We start from the raw sequence: 17,031 nt of genomic DNA on the forward strand, positions 1-17,031 counted from the left end.
GGAATGTATCAGGGCTATGAAGGTGATTGGTGTTCAGCAAAGGTCTGGTCTGCTATTATCGCCAGCCTTTGTTGATACCAGTTCGCAATTTGCGCTGAAGCGGTCCAAGCCATGATTAAACAACGCACCCTGAAGAATATTATTCGTGCCACAGGTGTAGGTCTGCACTCCGGGGAGAAGGTATACCTGACCCTCAAGCCTGCACCTGTCGACACCGGCATCGTGTTTGTGCGTGCCGACCTGGACCCTGTGGTGCAGATTCCTGCTCGCGCGGAAAACGTTGGCGAAACCACAATGTCGACCACATTGGTCAACGGTGACGTCAAGGTGGACACGGTGGAGCACTTGCTCTCGGCCATGGCCGGTTTGGGCATCGATAACGCCTACGTCGAGCTCTCCGCGTCCGAAGTCCCGATCATGGATGGCAGCGCTGGACCCTTCGTATTCTTGATTCAATCTGCCGGCCTGGAAGAACAGGACGCAGCCAAGAAGTTCATTCGCATTCTGCGGGAAGTGACAGTAGAAGACGGCGACAAGCGCGCTACCTTCGTCCCGTTCGAAGGCTTTAAAGTGAGCTTTGAGATCGATTTCGATCACCCGGTATTCCGTGACCGCACCCAAAGTGCAAGCGTGGATTTTTCCAGCACTTCGTTCGTAAAAGAAGTCAGCCGCGCCCGTACCTTTGGTTTCATGAGTGACATCGAGTACCTGCGCAAGCACAACCTCGCACTCGGCGGCAGCGTTGAAAACGCCATTGTGGTCGACGCGGATGGTGTACTGAACGAAGACGGCCTTCGCTACGAAGACGAATTCGTGAAGCACAAGATCCTCGATGCAATCGGTGACCTCTACCTGCTGGGCAATAGCCTGATAGGCGAGTTCAAAGGCTTCAAGTCGGGCCACGCCCTTAACAACCAGCTGCTGCGCAAGTTGATTGAGCAGACAGACGCTTGGGAAGTCGTGACCTTCGAAGATGCCAGCACCGCACCGATCTCTTACATGCGTCCCGTTGCGGCGGTGTAAGTAACAACTCTCTTTCTTTAGTTTTGAAAGGCTGCCTTCGGGTGGCCTTTTTTTATACCCACTTTTTCTGACTCTGCCACTGTTCAAGTGTGGGAGGGGGCAAGCCACCTCCCACATTAGATCCGATTCACTATTCAGAGGGTTGCTGAATCGGCAATGCGGTTTCTTCCGCTGTGCTTGGCCTCATACAACGCCTGGTCCGCACTCAACAGCAATGCCTCCAGCGACTGGCGACTGCGCTTGTCCCACGTACTCATGCCAATACTCACCGTAATCGGCTGTTCGTCCCCGGCCACCCGCGGCAAGTGCTCGACGCCGCTGCGGATATGCTCGGCGATCACCCAGGCACCCTTGGCATCGGTCAACGGCAACACCACCGCAAACTCTTCACCGCCATAGCGTGCCGCCAAGTCGGCCGGGCGGCGGATGTTGGTACCGATCACTTGGGCCACGTTACGTAGTGCCTCATCGCCGCCATGATGACCATGACGGTCGTTGAACGCCTTGAAGTGGTCCACATCGATCATCAGCACCGTGAGCGGCTCGGTCGAGCGTTGGGCGCGGTCCCACTCCAGGCGCAGGCGTTCGTCCAGCACGCGGCGGTTGGCCAGGCCCGTCAACGCATCGGTGGCTGCCAGTTCTGACAGTACCCGTTCAGCGCGCCGCCGCCGTCGCAGTTCCCGGCGTAGCATCCAGGTCAGCCACAACAAACCGGCACAGAGCACTCCTGTGGCACTACTGGTCAGCAGTGCCACGCGACTCCAGGGCGCGAATACGTCCTCGCTGGACAGCGCCACGACCACGATCAGTGGCAGTTCACCGACATTGGTAAAGGTATACAGGCGCTCTTTGCCACTGATGGCAGAGATCGCCTGAAAGCTGCCGCTTCCGTCACGCAGTATTCGCTTGAAGTTGGGCCGGTCACTGAGGTCCTTGTCGATCATGTCGCGTTCGAGCAGCGGCTGCTGGGCCAGGAGAATGCCATTCCTGCTCAGCAGGTTGACGCTGCTGCCGTTGCCGATGGTCAGGGTGTTGAAGAGCTGATCGAAATACGCCAGGCGCATGGTCGCAACCGCCACGCCGGCAAACTCTCCCTTGGGGCCTGACACACGTCGACTGAATGCCATGCGCCAGACCTGGTCGCATTCGCAACGGACCTTGAACGGCCGACTGATAAACAAGCCGGCGTTGGCGTCCTTGGCATGCACCTGGAAATAATCGCGGCTGGCAAAATTACGTGGCGTGGGCCGCAGCGTGGAGGAGTCGGCGATAACCGTACCGGTGGTGTCCAGCAGCAGGACCTCGCCTTTGAAAGGCGCCGCCGTGGACAAATCAAACTGCACCAGGTGCTGGATATTGGCGGCAACCTGGGACAAGTCTTCGCGTTGCGTGGCCGCAATCAGACCGTTGAGCGCCATGTCATACAGTTCGACGTTACGCAGCACGTCGGCATTGATCAATTGGGCGATGTTGGTGGTAGACCGCTTGGCCGCTTCGAGCGTGCTGGCGTGTTCGCGCATCAACAGCACCGCGACAATGATCACAATCAGGGCGACGCTGAGCCCGCTGCCCAGGATCAGTAACAACTCAGGGTGTGCGGGTGAGGTACGAACAGGGCGTGGACTCATCGGGCAGACTTCAGCGGTGAGGATGCTGGCAGTTTAGTTCTACCCGATGAAAATTAAATACTTGGTTAAAAAGAAAAAATCACCCCTCAGAACACGTTGATCGGATAGTCGACGATCACGCGGTACTCGTCCACGTCCCGATCCACCGCCGCGTAGCCATTGCCACCGCGGTTGGTCGCCCATTGCAGGCGCACCGCCAGGTCCTTGGCCTTGCCGCCCTGCACCACATATTTCACGTCGATGTCGCGTTCCCAGTGCTTGGCATCTTTGCCATCGGCGCTGTACCAGGCGCTGTAGCCACGGCTTTGCGGATCAACTTTGGTCAGGTCGGTCTCGCCGCTGATATAGGACACCGCCGAGGTCAGGCCCGGCATGCCGAGGCCGACGAAGTCATAGGCGTACTTGAGCTTCCATGAGCGTTCGTTGGGGCCGTTGAAGTCGGAGTACTGCTGGGAGTTGTCCAGGTAGATGCTGTCGCCCTGGGCGATGTAGTCGAATGGCGTGTTGCCGTTGACCCGCTGGTAGGTGGCGGTGACGCTGTGGTTGCCCACGCCCACGGTGAAATGCAGGCTGTAGGTGTTGTTGTCGATGGCGCCGAGCAGCGACTGGCCGGTGTCCTGGGTGTGGTAGTAGTGCAGGCCCGGGTTGAGGCTGACCAGATCATTCAGCGCGTAGGTGTAGTCCAGGTCGTAGTAGTACTGGTTCCACACGTCCTTGAGTTCGGCGGCGTAGAGGTTGCTGGTCAGCCCGGCGATGCCGCTGAACGATACGCCGGCCCAGTTCAGGTGCTGGCTGTCCGCCGTGCTGGGCAGCGCGCCGTAGCTGGTGCCGATGCGGCGATGGCCGCTCTGGTTGTAGAGCTTGGTGAAACTGGCCTGGCCGCCTTCGAACATCCAGCCGTCGAGACTGTGGTTGGTCAGGCTCACGCCACGGAAGGTCTGCGGCAGCATGCGTGTCGCGCCGCCGGCGATCACCGGGTTATTGAGGAACAGGTCGCCGGCCTTCAGCTCGGTATCGAATGCGCGCATTTTCAAGGTGCCACCCGCGGTAGAGAACGAGCCGGGTGCCTTGCCGTTGCCACCACCATACGGAAGGATGCTGGAACCATCGGTGCCGCCACCGCCGTCGAGCTTGAGGCCGAGCATGGCATGGGCGTCCAGGCCGAAGCCGACGGTGCCCTGGGTATAGCCGGATTCGAAGATACCGATGAAACCCTGGCCCCACTCCTTGCTGTCATCGGTGTGAATGTCGCGCCGGTCGCGGTTCATGTAGTAGTTGCGGGTGTTGATAGTGAGGTGGGCGCCTTCGACGAAACCGTCGGCGGGGGTAGTGTCTGCCGCGTGGGCAAGGGGGGAAATCGTTGCGGCTATTGCGAGGAATAACGGGGTGAACGTCAGCGAGTTCTTCACCGGTGGAGCTCCTTTGGTCAATCGGAAACGGCCAGTGTCGTTGGGGGTGCCTGGCCTTTTTTGACGGCAAAAAAAAGCCGCTGAACGTCAGCGGCTTTAAGACAGATTCCCAGTGTAGAGCCCTGGAAATAAGTCGAGGGAAATGCGGGTAAGCGGGAAAGCTGTCTTTGCCGTCGCGCTCATCGATGCGTCAAATTAACGCAGGTGAGCGGTGCGATACAGAGTGTAACAAGATAATGACTGTTGCCCAAATCGCAACAGTCATGGTGCTACCGGCAGGCTAATACCAAAGGTATTCCCACCGCCGTCACTGCGCACGAACACATCGCCGCCATGCATCAACGCAATCGCCTTGACGATAGCCAGGCCCAACCCGTGATTGGCCCCGCTGTTGCTGCGCGACGCGTCCACCCGATAAAAGCGTTCGAACAGACGCGGCAGGTGCTCGCTGGCAATCACTTCGCCGGGGTTGGTCACACCAATCGAGACCTGATGCTCCTGCACCTCTATGTTCACTGCGATGACCTGCCCGGGCGCGGTGTGTTGCACCGCATTGCTCAGCAGGTTGATCAGTGCGCGGCGCAGGTGGGCCTTCTCGATCTGCACCACGGCATCCCCGTGGACCTGCACCTGGACCTGGGCGTCTTCGAGGATGAAGTCCAGGTAGTCGAGAGTGGTGGCCACCTCGTCAGCCAGGGAGCTTTCGATCAGCTTGGTAGCCTTGCTGCCCTGGTCGGCGCTGGCGAGGAACAGCATGTCGTTGATGATCGAGCGCAGGCGCTCCAGCTCTTCGAGGTTCGATTGCAGCACTTCGAAATAATGCTCGGCCGAGCGCCCACGGGTCAGCGCCACCTGGGTCTGGCCGATCAGGTTGGTCAGCGGCGAACGCAGTTCATGGGCCACATCGGCGTTGAACGACTCCAGGCGCGAATAGGCTTGCTCGACGCGGTCCAGGGTGGAGTTGAACGAGTTGACGAACTGACTCAACTCCGGCGGCAACGGCGACAGTTGCAGGCGCCCGGAGAGCTTCGGTGGCGCGAGTTTCTGCGCCTCGTCCGAGAGTTTGCCCAGCGGTTTGAGGCCGATGCGCGCCACCCAGAACCCCAGCAACGACGCCAGCACCACGCCTACCAGGGCCAGGCTGATCAATGCCACGAGCAAATGATGCTGGGTGGCGCGGAAGTTCTCGGTGTCGATGGCGATCATGAAGCGCAGCGGCGGGCGCTGGTCCTTGGCCGGGAACTGGCTCACCAACACCTTGAACGGGTGCTTGTAGCCCGCCAGGTGCAAGTCGCGCTTGCCTGTGCGCCCTTCGGCGAAGGCGCGGATCTGCGCATCGGGGTTGCCATACTCGTAGTTCGGGTCGCTGCTCACCACCCAGAAGCGGATGCGTTTGTCTTCCTCACCCAGCAGCTTGAGCTTGGCCTTGATCTTCACCCAATGGTCCGGCGTACCGAAGCGGTTCACCGACGATTCGAGCACGCTGTAGCGCGCATCCAGCTCGGCGCCCGGCAGCAGCCCAAGGCTGCGGTCCACCTGTTGATAGAGCGCGCCGCCAATCAACAGGAAGATCAGCAACGCCACCAGGCTGAACATGCCGCTCAGGCGCAAGGCAATGGAGTTAGCCGACATTGCGACTCTCCAGCACATACCCCATGCCCCGGATGGTGTGCAGCAGCTTGGTGTCGAACGGCCCGTCGAGCTTGGCGCGCAGACGCTTGATCGCGACTTCCACCACATTGGCGTCGCTGTCGAAATTGATGTCCCAGACCATTTCCGCAATCGCCGTCTTGGAAAGGATTTCGCCCTGGCGTCGCGCCAATACGCTGAGCAGCGAGAACTCCTTGGCGGTCAGGTCCAGGCGCACGCCGTTGCGGCTGGCCTTGCGGCTGATCAGGTCGATCCACAGGTCAGCGACCGTCACCTGCACCGGCTCGTGCCCGCCGCTACGGCGGGTCAGGGCTTGCAGGCGTGCCACCAGTTCCAGGAAGGAAAACGGCTTGCCCAGGTAATCGTCGGCGCCTTCGCGCAGGCCGCGAATGCGGTCTTCCACGCGCTCGCGAGCGGTCAGCATGATCACCGGCGTCTGTTTGCGTGCACGCAAGGCGCGCAACACGCCGAAGCCATCGAGGCCGGGCAGCATCACGTCGAGCACGATCACCGCATAATCGTTCTCCAGCGCCAGGTGCAGACCCTCGACACCTTCGCGGGCGACATCGACCGTATAGCCTTGCTCGGTCAGACCGCGATGCAGGTAGTCCGCGGTTTTCTCTTCATCTTCAATAATCAGGACGCGCATGAGTCTTTTGCTCCAGGGCCGGGCCTCAATCTGTGGTCGCCAACGCAGGGGTTGGTATGGGCCGGTGGAAAAACTTCTCGAGGTACAAGTATATGACCGGCGTGGTGAACAACGTCAGCGCCTGGCTCACCAGCAAGCCGCCGACCACCGCGATCCCCAGCGGCTGGCGCATTTCCGCACCGGGGCCGGCGCCGAGCATCAGCGGCACCGCGCCAAGCAGGGCGGCGAGGGTGGTCATGATGATTGGCCGGAACCGCGTGACGCAGGCTTCGTAGATCGCTTCTTCAGGCGCAAGCCCGCGCACGCGCTGGGCGTCAAGGGCGAAGTCGATCATCAGGATGCCGTTCTTCTTCACGATACCGATCAATAGCACCAGGCCGATCAAGGCCATGATCGAAAAATCCTGGCCCATCAGCGACAGCATGATCAGTGCGCCCAACCCGGCGGATGGCAAGGTCGAGATGATCGTCAGCGGGTGCACGAAACTCTCGTACAACACGCCGAGGATGATGTAGACCGCCACCAGCGCCGCCAGGATCAGCCACGGTTGGCTGGCCAGGGAGCTCTGGAACGCCTGGGCCGCGCCCTGGAAGTTGCCGATGATGGTAGTTGGCATGCCGATTTCATTCTTGGCTTGATCGAGCATGAGCACCGCGTCGCCCAACGCCACGCCCGGCGCCAGGTTGAACGACAGGTTGGCGGCCGGGAACATGCCGTCATGGCTGATGGAAAGCGGCCCCACCGTCGGTGGATCGACTTTGGCCAGCGCCGACAGCGGCACCATCTCGTTGGTCAGCGGCGAGCGCAGGTAGAAATAGTTCAGGCTTTCGGCCTTGCCGCGTTGTTGCGTGTCCAGTTCCAGCACCACCTGGTACTGGTTGATTTCGGTCTGGAACTCGTTGATCTGGCGTTGGCCGAAGGCGTCGTACAGCGCCTGGTCCACATCGGTGGCGGTCAGGCCAAAGCGTGCGGCGGCCTGACGGTCGATGCTGATGTGGGTGATGCTGCCGCCCAGTTGCAGGTCGTTGGACAGGTCGCGAAAGGCCGGGTTGGCGCGCAGTTTTTCGGTGAGGCGCTGGGTCCAGGTATTCAGCGTCGCGCCGTCATTGCTCTTGAGCACGTATTGGTACTGGGCGCGGCTGGGGCCGGAACTCAAGTTGATGTCCTGACCGGCACGCAGGTACAGCACAATGCCCGGCACCTTGGCCAGTTTCGGGCGGATGCGATCAATGAACTGGCTGGCGGACACATCGCGATCACCGCGATCCTTCAAGGCGATCCAGAAACGCCCGTTGGCAATGGTCTGGTTGCTGCCGGTCACCCCCACTGAATGCGAGAACGCTTGCACCGCCGGGTCGGCCTTGACGATCTCGGCCAGGGCCTTGTGCTTGGCGACCATGTCCGGGTACGACACGTCGGCCGCCGCTTCGCTGGTGCCGAGTACAAAGCCGGTGTCCTGCACCGGGAAGAAACCCTTGGGGATAAACACATAGCCGACCACGGCCAGGGCCAGGGTTATCACAAAGATCGCTGCCATGGTGCGTTGATGGGCCAGGGCGCGGCGCAGGTTGCGCGCATAGCCGGCCAACAGGCGCTCGCTGAAACCTGGTTTGTCGTGGACGTGATGGGTGGGCGCGCGCATGAACAGCGCGGCGAGGGTCGGCGCCAGGGTCAGTGATACCACCACCGAAATCAGGATGGTCGAGGTGGCTGTCAGCGCGAATTCCTTGAACAGCCGTCCGACCACACCGCCCATGAACAGCAGCGGAATGAATGCCGCCACCAGCGAGAAGCTGATGGACACCACGGTAAAGCCGATTTCACCGGCGCCCTTGATCGCCGCTTCGCGCTTGTCGAGGCCCGCCTCCAGATGACGATGAATGTTCTCCACCACCACGATCGCATCGTCCACTACAAAGCCCACGGCAATCACGATTGCCACCAGTGTGAGGTTGTTCAGGCTGAAGCCCATCAGGTACATCAGCGCAAAACTGGCGACCAGCGACACGCCCAGCACACTGGACACAATCAGCGTCGCCGACAACTGGCGCAGGAACAGCGCCATCACCGCCACCACCAGCAGGATGGCGATCAGCAAGGTGACTTCCACTTCGTGCAAGGAGGCGCGGATGGTCTTGGTGCGGTCGGTCAACACGCTGACCTGCACCGACGCTGGCAACATGGCTTGCAGGCGCGGCAACTCGGCTTGAATACGGTCGACGGTCTCGACAATGTTCGCGCCGGGTTGGCGTGAGATCACCAGGTTGACCCCGGGCGTGTCGCCGGACCAGGCCTGCACGTAGGCGTTTTCCGAGCCATTGATGACTTTGGCGATATCACGCAGTTGAACCGGTGCGCCGTCCTTGTAGGACACGATCAACTGCGCGTAGTCCTCCGGGTGGAACAACTGGTCGTTGGTCGACAGGGTCGACACGCTGTTCTCGCCGTAGATCGCGCCCTTGGCCAGGTTGAGGCTCGATTGCTGGATAGCCAGGCGGATATCGGCGAGGGTCAAGCCGATGGCGGCGAGTTTGTCCGGCGACGCCTGCACGCGGATCGCCGGGCGTTGCTGGCCGGTGATGTTGATCTGGCCAACGCCGTCGATCTGGCTGATCTGCCGGGCCAACAGGGTTTCCACGTAGTCGCTCAGCTCGGTGCTGGGCATGCTGTTGGAACTGACGCTGAGGATCAGTACCGGGCTGTCCGCTGGGTTGACCTTTTTCCAGGTCGGCAGGCTCGGCATATCGCTGGGCAGCTTGCCGGACGCGGTGTTGATCGCCGCCTGCACTTCCTGGGCGGCGGTGTCGATGCTCTTGTCCAGGGTGAATTGCAGGGTCAGCAGGCTGGAGCCCAAGGCACTGCTGGAGGTCATCTGGGTCATGCCGGGGATGGCGCTGAATTGCACCTCCAATGGCGTGGCCACGGACGAGGCCATGGTGTCCGGGCTGGCGCCGGGCAGGGTGGCGGTCACTTGGATGGTCGGAAACTCCGCTTCAGGCAGTGGGGCAATGGCCAGGCGCGGGAAGGCAATCAGCCCGAGCAGCACCAGGGCGAAGGTCAGCAGCAGGGTGGCGACCGGGTGGTCGACACACCAGGCTGACGGCGAACGGCTCATGGTTGCACCTTGGCATCGACGGTCTGGATGACCTGCGGTGGGTCCTTGAGTACCTCCACCTGCGCACCGGCCTTGAGCCGCGACTGGCCGTCACTGACCAGCACATCCCCGGCCTGCACGCCCTTGATGATGTTGAGGTCGCTGTCCTGGTACGTCACCTGCACCGGCACCACCTCGACCTTGTCGCCGTTGACCCGGTACACGAAGTGCGAATCCAGGCCGCGCTGTACCACGGTCGGTGGAACGACCAAGGCGTTTTTGTCGAGGGCGGTCTGGATCTTGATAGTCACCAGTTGCCCCGGCCACAGGCGCTGTGAAGCGTTGTTGAACTCGGCCTTGGCGCGCAGGGTGCCGGTGGTGGAGCTGATCTGGTTGTCGATCAGGCTCAAATGGCCTTCGCCGAGCAAATCGCCGGTCTGGCCGTCGGTATCGGCGCCCAGGTAGGCGTCGACGCTGGCCGGGGTGGGCGCCGCGATCAGGCCTTGCAGGGTGGGCAGCATCTGTTGCGGCAGGGAGAACTCGACGGCAATCGGGTCGATCTGGGTCACGGAAAACAGGCCCTGGGTATCGGCTGTGCGCAGGAAGTTGCCTTCATCCACGGTGCGAATACCCACGCGGCCGCTGACCGGTGAGCGAATCTGGGTGTAGGAAAGTTGCACCTGGGCCGAATCGATGGCGGCCTGGTTGCCCTGGGCGGTGGCCTTGAGCTGGTTGACCAACGCTTGTTGCTGGTCATAGGTCTGCTTGGACACGCCGTCATCGACGCTCAATGCCTTGTAGCGCTTGAGGTTGACCAGCGCCACCTGCAACTGCGCCTGGCTTTCGCCCAGTTGCGCCTTGGCCTGGTCGAGATTGGCGCGGATCGAGCGGTCATCGATGGTCGCCAGCAGGTCGCCGGCCTTGACCCGTTGGCCTTCCTTGACCAGCAATTTTGTGAGGATGCCGTCCACCTGCGGGCGAATCACCACGCTGTGCAGTGACAGCACCGAACCGATCCCGCTGACAAAGCGCGGAACATCCTGCTGCACCACGCTCACCACCCGCACCGGAATCGCCGTGGGCGCCGCCAGTCTGGCTTTGGCTGGACGGGTCAAGGCCCAGGCCGCAACGGCCAACACCACGAGGACACCCACGATCAGGGCGGTTTTGCGTTGAATGTGCATGGGGTGAGGCGCCAGGGCAAAGGATTGGAAGTGTGTGAGGCCTTTATAGCCTGCCAACCCGGTCAGCAAGGTGACTGCTAACTGACGGCGCTGTCAGTAAAGGCAGACCATTCGTACAGGTGGTGGTTAAAGATCCGAGGCGGGCAGGTATACTGCGCGCCAGCGTGGCCCGCAAGCCGGCCCCGCGTCATTTCTTGCACGCTCCGGAGCTTCCATGACTTCCCCGACACAACCCCCTGTTGAAGCGGCCGACCTCGTCGATCCGGCCAGCGCCGAAGGCGTTGAAAAAGCCGAGATCCCGGCGTTCAAATTCCCCTTCAAGCCGGGTGAGCTGGCCGGGGCCAAGAATGCCGCCCAGCCCTGGTACAAGAACGGTGCCAGGAATGGCCACACCAAGACCCCGGGCATGGCGCCACCGGGCACCCGCCGTTCCATGGGTAAACGTTAAGATTAATCCACTGTAATATTTGCGGGATGTTGCCTACAGCTCCAGTCGCTATTTCTTCTTGTAAGCCCGCGACCATTTCTTGAAAGCTTGCACAGCTTCCGCTGCACCCCTGGTTTTTCCACAGGGAGCAGCGGAGGGCGCTCTTTCCGGAAAAGGACGTTTCCTGTGGCCCTGATACACCTTTGTGTAGCGTTTGTCCTGTTGCTTGCGGTGGATGCCGTTGCAGGCCTTGATCAACCTCGACGCGAAATCCGCTTCGCCGTTGCCGCGCAATTTCCCCCCTTCCAGAGCCGCAACCCGCAAGGGCAGTTGGTCGGCTTGAATATCGAGTTGGGCAACGCCCTTTGCCAGCAGTTGAATGTTCGCTGTACCTGGGTCGACCAGGTGCTGGTCGAAAACTTCGGACGTCTTGAAGCGCGGCAATTCGATGCAATCATGGGCATTGCCCCTACACCCCTGCGCCGGCGTTGGGTCAGTTTTACCGACAACCTCTACCCCTTTACCACGCGTCTTGTCGCCCGTCGAAGCTCGGGCCTGATGCCGACACCAAGGTCGCTCAAGGGCAAGCGAGTGGGCGTATTGCTGGGCAGTAATCGCGAAGCCTTTGTTCGTTCGCAATGGGCGCGCGAAGGCGTGATTATCAAGAGTTTCTGGCTCAACGACGAGCTGGTCCGCAGCCTGGTGGCAGGCGATATCGATGCGACCCTGCAGGGCACTGTGGAAATTCGCGAGGCCCTGCTCGACACGGCTGTCGGCCAGGATTTCGACTTTCTGGGGCCCGCCGTTTGTGCTGAGCTGTTAGGCAATGGTGTTGCGATTGCGCTGCGCAATACCGACACGGCGCTGCGTGTCGAGCTGAATCGTGCGCTTGAACAGCTCAAGCACAATGGCGAATACCAGCGGATCGTCGCGCCTTATCATCTGGACCGGCCGTGATGGCTAATTAATTGCGCGGAACATGAGCTGGATCAGTATTTGCCCCCTCGGTGCGCTTAGAGTCGACGCCCTGCCGACTCCCCCAACAATCACGAGCGCGCTTCTCCATGAAGATCAATCTGCCGGTCACCGGTCGGAATGTGGACTTTGCCCCCGACGCCAACATCCTTTCGACCACCGACCTGACCAGCGCGATTACCTACGCCAACCAGGACTTCATCGATATCAGCGGCTACAGCTGTGACGAGCTGCTGGGGGCGCCGCACAACATCCTGCGGCATCCGGACATGCCGGCCGAGGCATTCGCCCATATGTGGCAAACCCTCAAGAGCGGCCGGTCGTGGATGGGCATGGTGAAAAACCGCTGCAAAAACGGTGACCACTATTGGGTCAGCGCGTATGCCACGCCGGTGACCCGAGAGGGCGCGACCGTGGAGTATCAATCGGTGCGTATCAAGCCGGATGCGCGCAGGATCGCGGTGGCGGAGCGGATGTATGCGCGTTTGCGAGCGGGCAAGCGGCTGTCCTGGCCGGTCGTCGGCATGGGTGTGAAATTGTCGGCATGGGTCATCGCCACTTGCGCGGTGACCTGGGCCTTGGGCTTGGGCCTGACGGACTCCGCGCCGGTCTGGCAGTTACTGGCGTTGGTGTCGGGCTGTGCGGTGGGGGCGGCTGGCGTGCGGCTGATGTTGCGGCCCTTGGCTGAACTGCAAAAGCGCGCGCGCCGGGTGGCCGACAACCCGCTGAGCCAGGCGATCTACACCGAGCGCCGCGACGAGTGCGGGCAGATCGAGTTCGCCCTGCACATGCTCGAAGCCCAGGTCGGCGCAGTGGTAGGGCGTATCGACGATGCCTCCCAGCGCCTCTCCGGCCACGCTGCACGGTTGGTGCAGCACCTCGACAACAGTCACGCCAGCAGCCTTGGCCAGCAGACCCGGACCGACCAGGTGGCGGCAGCCATTCACCAGATGGCCGCCAGCGTGGCCGAAATGGCCAACCATGCCCAGCAGGCGTCCAAGGCGGCCGATCAGGCCGGCAGCGAAACCCGTGAAGGTCACCTGCGTGTGGATGAAAGTCATGATGCGGTGTTGCGCTTGTCCCAGGAGCTGGCGCGGGCCACGGAGGTTATCCACCAGTTGGAAAACCACAGCGGTGAAATCAGCAGCGTGCTGGAAGTGATCCGCACGATTGCCGAGCAGACCAACCTGCTGGCCCTGAACGCGGCTATCGAAGCGGCGCGGGCCGGTGAGCAGGGGCGCGGGTTTGCGGTGGTGGCCGATGAAGTGCGCGGCCTGGCCCAGCGCACCCAGCAATCGACCGATGAAATCCAGCGCATGATCAGCACCCTGCAAGGCGGCGCACGTGACGCGGTGCAGGCCATGGCGCACAGTGGCGAGCATGTCGACGCCAGCGTCAAACAGGCGCAGCGGGCAGCCGCCGCACTGGATGGCATCAGCCAGCGCGTCACACAAATCACCGCCATGAGCCAGCAGATTGCGACCGCCGTGGAGGAGCAGAGCACGGTGAGCGAGGACATCAATCGCAACATCGTCGGCATCCGTGATGCCGGGGAGGCCACCGTCAGTGCTGGGCAGCAGAGCCGGCTCAGTTCAAGCGATGTGGCCGCACTGGCGGAGGATCTACGGCAGTTGGCGCGGGAGTTCTGGTCTAGGCCGCGCGCAACGAGATAAACGCATAGTTGGCCGGCACTTCGGTGGCAATCTGCGCCCCGGCATCCAGCACTTGCTCGGCGATGTCCATTCCCGACACATGGAACACCCATTCATTGGCCACGGACGGCTGACCCACCGCCAACTCGATCGCTTGGGCAAACGCGCCCATGTCCGGCAGGTAAGCGGTAAACCCATCGCCCTTGAGCGCTGTAGTGCGAATGCCGAGCAAGGCGCACACCGCTTCCTTGGTCTGCACATCATCACGGTCGGCCTGACGTGAGCGCTGGATCAACTGCGCCAGTTCAGGGTCCATCAGCTGGCCGCCCACGATCAATTCCGGCCCCTGTTCCCATGACTCCGGTGGGCAATCCTTGGCGGCGGGGTTCAACGGGATATGCGGATTGATCTCCATCGGGTAGATGCGGCACACCAGCGGGCGACGCTCATAGATACGGCAGCGGTTGTCCTCGTCAAGATTCCGGCAGGGGCCGGCGTTGTAGGCGGCAAAGGTGATTGCCACAAACGCCTCGGTGTTACCGCTGGGCACGACCACCGAACGGCGTTCGGCATGTTCGCGTTGTTGCAGGGGCAGGCCCAGGCCATTACCGAGGAAACCTTCCACCAGGACGATGACGCTGCCGCCGTCTGCCGCCCACTGGCGGGCTTCTTCGAGGGTCAGGGGCACGTGATGATCGGAGCAGCATTTGCCGCAACCTACGCAGGAAAATCGAGTGTTCATGGCGGATCTGTCACCAGGCTAGGTCAGAGGGCACGCAAGAACGGTGACGGGTTTCTACCTCTGTTCACCGTATTGTCTCTGTGGAAGCAAGTTGCACGCCAGTGCCTGTCAGTCCTCTGTCATTACATCGCGTAGGACAAATCTCATGCCTGCGCTCTCATACAACTGCCGAGCGCGCAGGTTGCTTTCCAATACCTTGAGGTCCACATAGGGCTCGCCGCGCTGCTTGAACACCTGGAAGCTGTGCAGCAACAAGGCGCGGCCCAGCCCCTGGCCCTGGGCGCAAGGGTGAACGGAGAGGTTCTTGATGAACGCGCTGGTCCAGCATTGCGCGACGGCGAGAATGCCTTCGTGGTTGCTCGCCACCAGGCACAGCGTGGGGTCGAACTCGGCGTCGGTGGTGAATTGGTGCTGCCAGGTTTCCAGGTGGGGAACGCGGCCGCCGCCCTGGTCCTGGGTCATGCGCAATACCGCATGAATCGCTGGTGCAAGCTCGTCACGATAATGATCCAACTGTGTATCCGCGGGCCACAGCGGGGCAGGCAGGCTGCCGGTGAGGTCGCGGCGCAGCAGTTGGAAGTATTCGCTCACAGGCCTTTTTGCGCCACGGTTTGAGCGGCCACTACCAGGCACTTGGTCAACTCGGGCGAAGAGAACTTGGTGAGCACCGCATCGGCGCCGGCCAGCCGGGCTTTTTCGCTGTTCATCGCGCTGTCCAGGGAGGTGTGCAGCAAGATATAGAGGTGCTGGAAGTCCGGGGTTTCGCGCAGGGTGCGGGTGAGGGCGTAGCCGTCCATTTCCGACATCTCGATGTCCGACACCACCACATTGATCTGCTCGGCTGTGCCTTGCAGCTCCAGCAGCACATCGATGGCTTCCTTGGCGCTGCGTGCGGTGTGGCAAGTGAGGCCGAGGTTGCGCAGAGTGTGTACCGATTGCTGCAGCGCGACCTGGCTGTCGTCCACCACCAGGATGCGCGCATTGCCCAGTACTTCGGCCTCTTCCATGGTCAAGTCGGTGGGCGCCGCTTCGATTGGCGCCGGTGCGATGCCATGGATGACTTTTTCGATATCCAGCACCTGCACCAGGCCGCCTTCTACCTGGGTCACCCCGGTGATAAACGCACGGTTACCGCCGGAGCCGTAGGGCGGCGGACGGATGTCGGTGGTCAGGCAATGCACGATCTTGCTCACCGCCTGCACATGCAACCCCTGTTTGGAGCGGCTCACGTCGGTGACGATCAGGCAGCCACCGTCCGGGTCTGCCAGGGGCATTTCGCCGAGGGCGCGGCTCAGGTCGATCACCGCCAGCGAGTTGCCGCGCAGGGTGGCGATGCCTTTCACATGCGGGTGGGACTCCGGCAGCTTGGTCAGCGGCGGGCATGGGATGATTTCGCTGACTTTCAGCAGGTTGATAGCCATCAGCTTGCCGCTGCGCAAGGTAAAGAGCAGAAGCGAGAGTGAGTCTGCGCGGGCTTTGGTGGTGGGCATAAAAACCTTCTGTGGATCAGGGATGACGATCTATGGAAGGTTATCGACTTGAGCGGCCCATGCTTTAGGGGCATGGGCCGCTAAAATCATTCCTTCCACACCTGAGGATTCACCAGGTCCTGCGGACGCTGGCCCAGCAGGGCGCTGCGCAGGTTGTCCAGGGCACGGTTGGCCATGGCTTCGCGGGTTTCATGGGTGGCCGAGCCGATGTGCGGCAGGGTCACGGCATTGCTCAGTTGGAACAGCGGCGATTCGGCCAGTGGCTCTTGCTCATACACATCCAGGCCGGCACCACGGATACGCTGGCTTTGCAGGGCTTCGATCAGCGCCGGTTCGTCTACCACCGGGCCGCGGGAAATATTGATCAGGATCGCGCTGGACTTCATCAGCCCCAACTCGCGGGTGCTGATCAGGTGCCGGGTCTTGTCGCTCAACGGCACCACCAGGCACACGAAATCCGCCTCGGCCAGCAGCGCGTCCAGGCTGCGCAACTGTGCGCCCAACTCCTGCTCCAGCGCCGGCTTGCGGCTGTTGCCGCTGTAGAGGATCGGCATGTTGAAACCCAGGCGGCCACGCCGGGCCACGGCCGCGCCGATATTGCCCATGCCGACGATGCCCAGGGTCTTGCCGTGCACATCACAACCGAACAACGGCGCGCCGACACTGGCTTTCCACTGGCCGGCCTTGGTCCAGGCGTCCAGCTCGGCCACCCGGCGAGCGCTGCTCATCAGCAGGGCGAAGGCCAGGTCGGCGGTGCTTTCGGTGAGCACATCCGGGGTGTTGGTGAGCATGATTCCGCGCTCGTTGAAGTACGCCACATCGTAGTTGTCGTAACCCACCGACACGCTGGACACCACTTCCAGCTTGCTTGCGCCTTGCAACTGCTCGCGCCCCAGCTTGCGGCCCACACCGATCAGGCCGTGGGCGTGGGGCAGGGCTTCATTGAATTGAGCGTTGATGTCACCCAGCTTGGGGTTGGGCGCGATCACCTCGAAATCCTGTTGCAGGCGTTCGATCATTGCCGGGGTGACGCGGCTGAAGGCGAGGACAGTCTTTTTCATTGCAGGCGGGCTCATCGACTACGGGAGAATGCCAAGCACGCTAACAT

The 17,031-nt window shown here is 61.7% G+C and carries 14 protein-coding genes; 4 read left to right on the forward strand and 10 right to left on the reverse strand.

Annotation, left to right across the window (positions count from 1 at the left end):
• Nucleotides 1-111 precede the first annotated feature (111 nt).
• Nucleotides 112-1,023, forward strand: coding sequence for a UDP-3-O-acyl-N-acetylglucosamine deacetylase (gene lpxC / locus AC3WP7_RS01440; RefSeq protein WP_003171886.1), 912 nt, complete (start codon nucleotides 112-114; stop codon nucleotides 1,021-1,023).
• A 134-nt stretch (nucleotides 1,024-1,157) separates the two neighbouring features.
• Here lpxC and AC3WP7_RS01445 read toward each other — a convergent pair whose 3' ends face one another.
• The 6 genes from AC3WP7_RS01445 to AC3WP7_RS01470 form a co-directional block, all read right to left on the reverse strand.
• Nucleotides 1,158-2,651 (reverse strand): GGDEF domain-containing protein, encoded by a 1,494-nt coding sequence (locus tag AC3WP7_RS01445; RefSeq protein ID WP_093529143.1) that lies wholly within the window; start codon nucleotides 2,649-2,651, stop codon nucleotides 1,158-1,160.
• A gap of 86 nt (nucleotides 2,652-2,737) precedes the next feature.
• Nucleotides 2,738-4,060 carry an OprD family porin gene (locus tag AC3WP7_RS01450; RefSeq protein WP_102591602.1) on the reverse strand — a complete coding sequence of 441 codons (1,323 nt, stop codon included), beginning with the start codon at nucleotides 4,058-4,060 and terminating at the stop codon, nucleotides 2,738-2,740.
• A gap of 261 nt (nucleotides 4,061-4,321) precedes the next feature.
• Nucleotides 4,322-5,692, reverse strand: coding sequence for a heavy metal sensor histidine kinase (locus AC3WP7_RS01455; protein ID WP_093119757.1), 1,371 nt, complete (start codon nucleotides 5,690-5,692; stop codon nucleotides 4,322-4,324).
• Nucleotides 5,682-6,359, reverse strand: a complete 678-nt coding sequence (locus AC3WP7_RS01460; RefSeq protein ID WP_071491192.1) for a heavy metal response regulator transcription factor — start codon at nucleotides 6,357-6,359, stop codon at nucleotides 5,682-5,684. Before AC3WP7_RS01460 ends, AC3WP7_RS01455 begins: the two co-directional genes overlap by 11 nt.
• A gap of 25 nt (nucleotides 6,360-6,384) precedes the next feature.
• Nucleotides 6,385-9,474 carry a multidrug efflux RND transporter permease subunit gene (locus tag AC3WP7_RS01465; protein WP_093512442.1) on the reverse strand — a complete coding sequence of 1,030 codons (3,090 nt, stop codon included), beginning with the start codon at nucleotides 9,472-9,474 and terminating at the stop codon, nucleotides 6,385-6,387.
• Nucleotides 9,471-10,637 (reverse strand): efflux RND transporter periplasmic adaptor subunit, encoded by a 1,167-nt coding sequence (locus AC3WP7_RS01470; protein ID WP_102591601.1) that lies wholly within the window; start codon nucleotides 10,635-10,637, stop codon nucleotides 9,471-9,473. The genes AC3WP7_RS01465 and AC3WP7_RS01470 overlap by 4 nt, the downstream gene beginning before the upstream one ends.
• A 214-nt stretch (nucleotides 10,638-10,851) precedes the next feature.
• Between AC3WP7_RS01470 and AC3WP7_RS01475 the strand changes: the two genes are divergently transcribed.
• The 3 genes from AC3WP7_RS01475 (at nucleotide 10,852) to AC3WP7_RS01485 (ending at nucleotide 13,712) form a co-directional block, all read left to right on the forward strand.
• Nucleotides 10,852-11,085, forward strand: a complete 234-nt coding sequence (locus tag AC3WP7_RS01475; RefSeq protein WP_092240798.1) for a hypothetical protein — start codon at nucleotides 10,852-10,854, stop codon at nucleotides 11,083-11,085.
• A gap of 165 nt (nucleotides 11,086-11,250) precedes the next feature.
• Complete coding sequence (locus AC3WP7_RS01480) at nucleotides 11,251-12,021, forward strand: transporter substrate-binding domain-containing protein (protein ID WP_092240801.1); 771 nt, start codon at nucleotides 11,251-11,253, stop codon at nucleotides 12,019-12,021.
• 107 nt (nucleotides 12,022-12,128) lie between these two features.
• Nucleotides 12,129-13,712, forward strand: coding sequence for a methyl-accepting chemotaxis protein (locus tag AC3WP7_RS01485; RefSeq protein ID WP_092240803.1), 1,584 nt, complete (start codon nucleotides 12,129-12,131; stop codon nucleotides 13,710-13,712).
• On the opposite strand, the gene AC3WP7_RS01490 is transcribed toward AC3WP7_RS01485, so the two are convergent.
• The 4 genes from AC3WP7_RS01490 to AC3WP7_RS01505 all read right to left on the reverse strand — a co-directional run bounded on the left by AC3WP7_RS01490 (nucleotide 13,690) and on the right by AC3WP7_RS01505 (nucleotide 16,984).
• Nucleotides 13,690-14,433, reverse strand: coding sequence for a YkgJ family cysteine cluster protein (locus AC3WP7_RS01490; RefSeq protein ID WP_092240805.1), 744 nt, complete (start codon nucleotides 14,431-14,433; stop codon nucleotides 13,690-13,692). The two genes, AC3WP7_RS01485 and AC3WP7_RS01490, sit on opposite strands and share 23 nt — an antisense overlap.
• Nucleotides 14,434-14,541: 108 nt before the next feature.
• A complete protein-coding gene (locus AC3WP7_RS01495; RefSeq protein ID WP_093529131.1) occupies nucleotides 14,542-15,024 on the reverse strand; it encodes a GNAT family N-acetyltransferase in 483 nt (160 codons plus the stop codon).
• Nucleotides 15,021-15,923, reverse strand: a complete 903-nt coding sequence (locus AC3WP7_RS01500; protein WP_071491200.1) for a chemotaxis protein CheV — start codon at nucleotides 15,921-15,923, stop codon at nucleotides 15,021-15,023. Before AC3WP7_RS01500 ends, AC3WP7_RS01495 begins: the two co-directional genes overlap by 4 nt.
• A gap of 86 nt (nucleotides 15,924-16,009) precedes the next feature.
• The gene (locus AC3WP7_RS01505; RefSeq protein WP_092240809.1) at nucleotides 16,010-16,984 is read right to left on the reverse strand and encodes a 2-hydroxyacid dehydrogenase; all 975 of its coding nucleotides are present in this window, start codon (nucleotides 16,982-16,984) and stop codon (nucleotides 16,010-16,012) included.
• Between the last annotated feature and the right edge of the window lie 47 nt (nucleotides 16,985-17,031).

It is taken from the genome of Pseudomonas sp. FW305-3-2-15-C-LB1 (assembly GCF_058787615.1).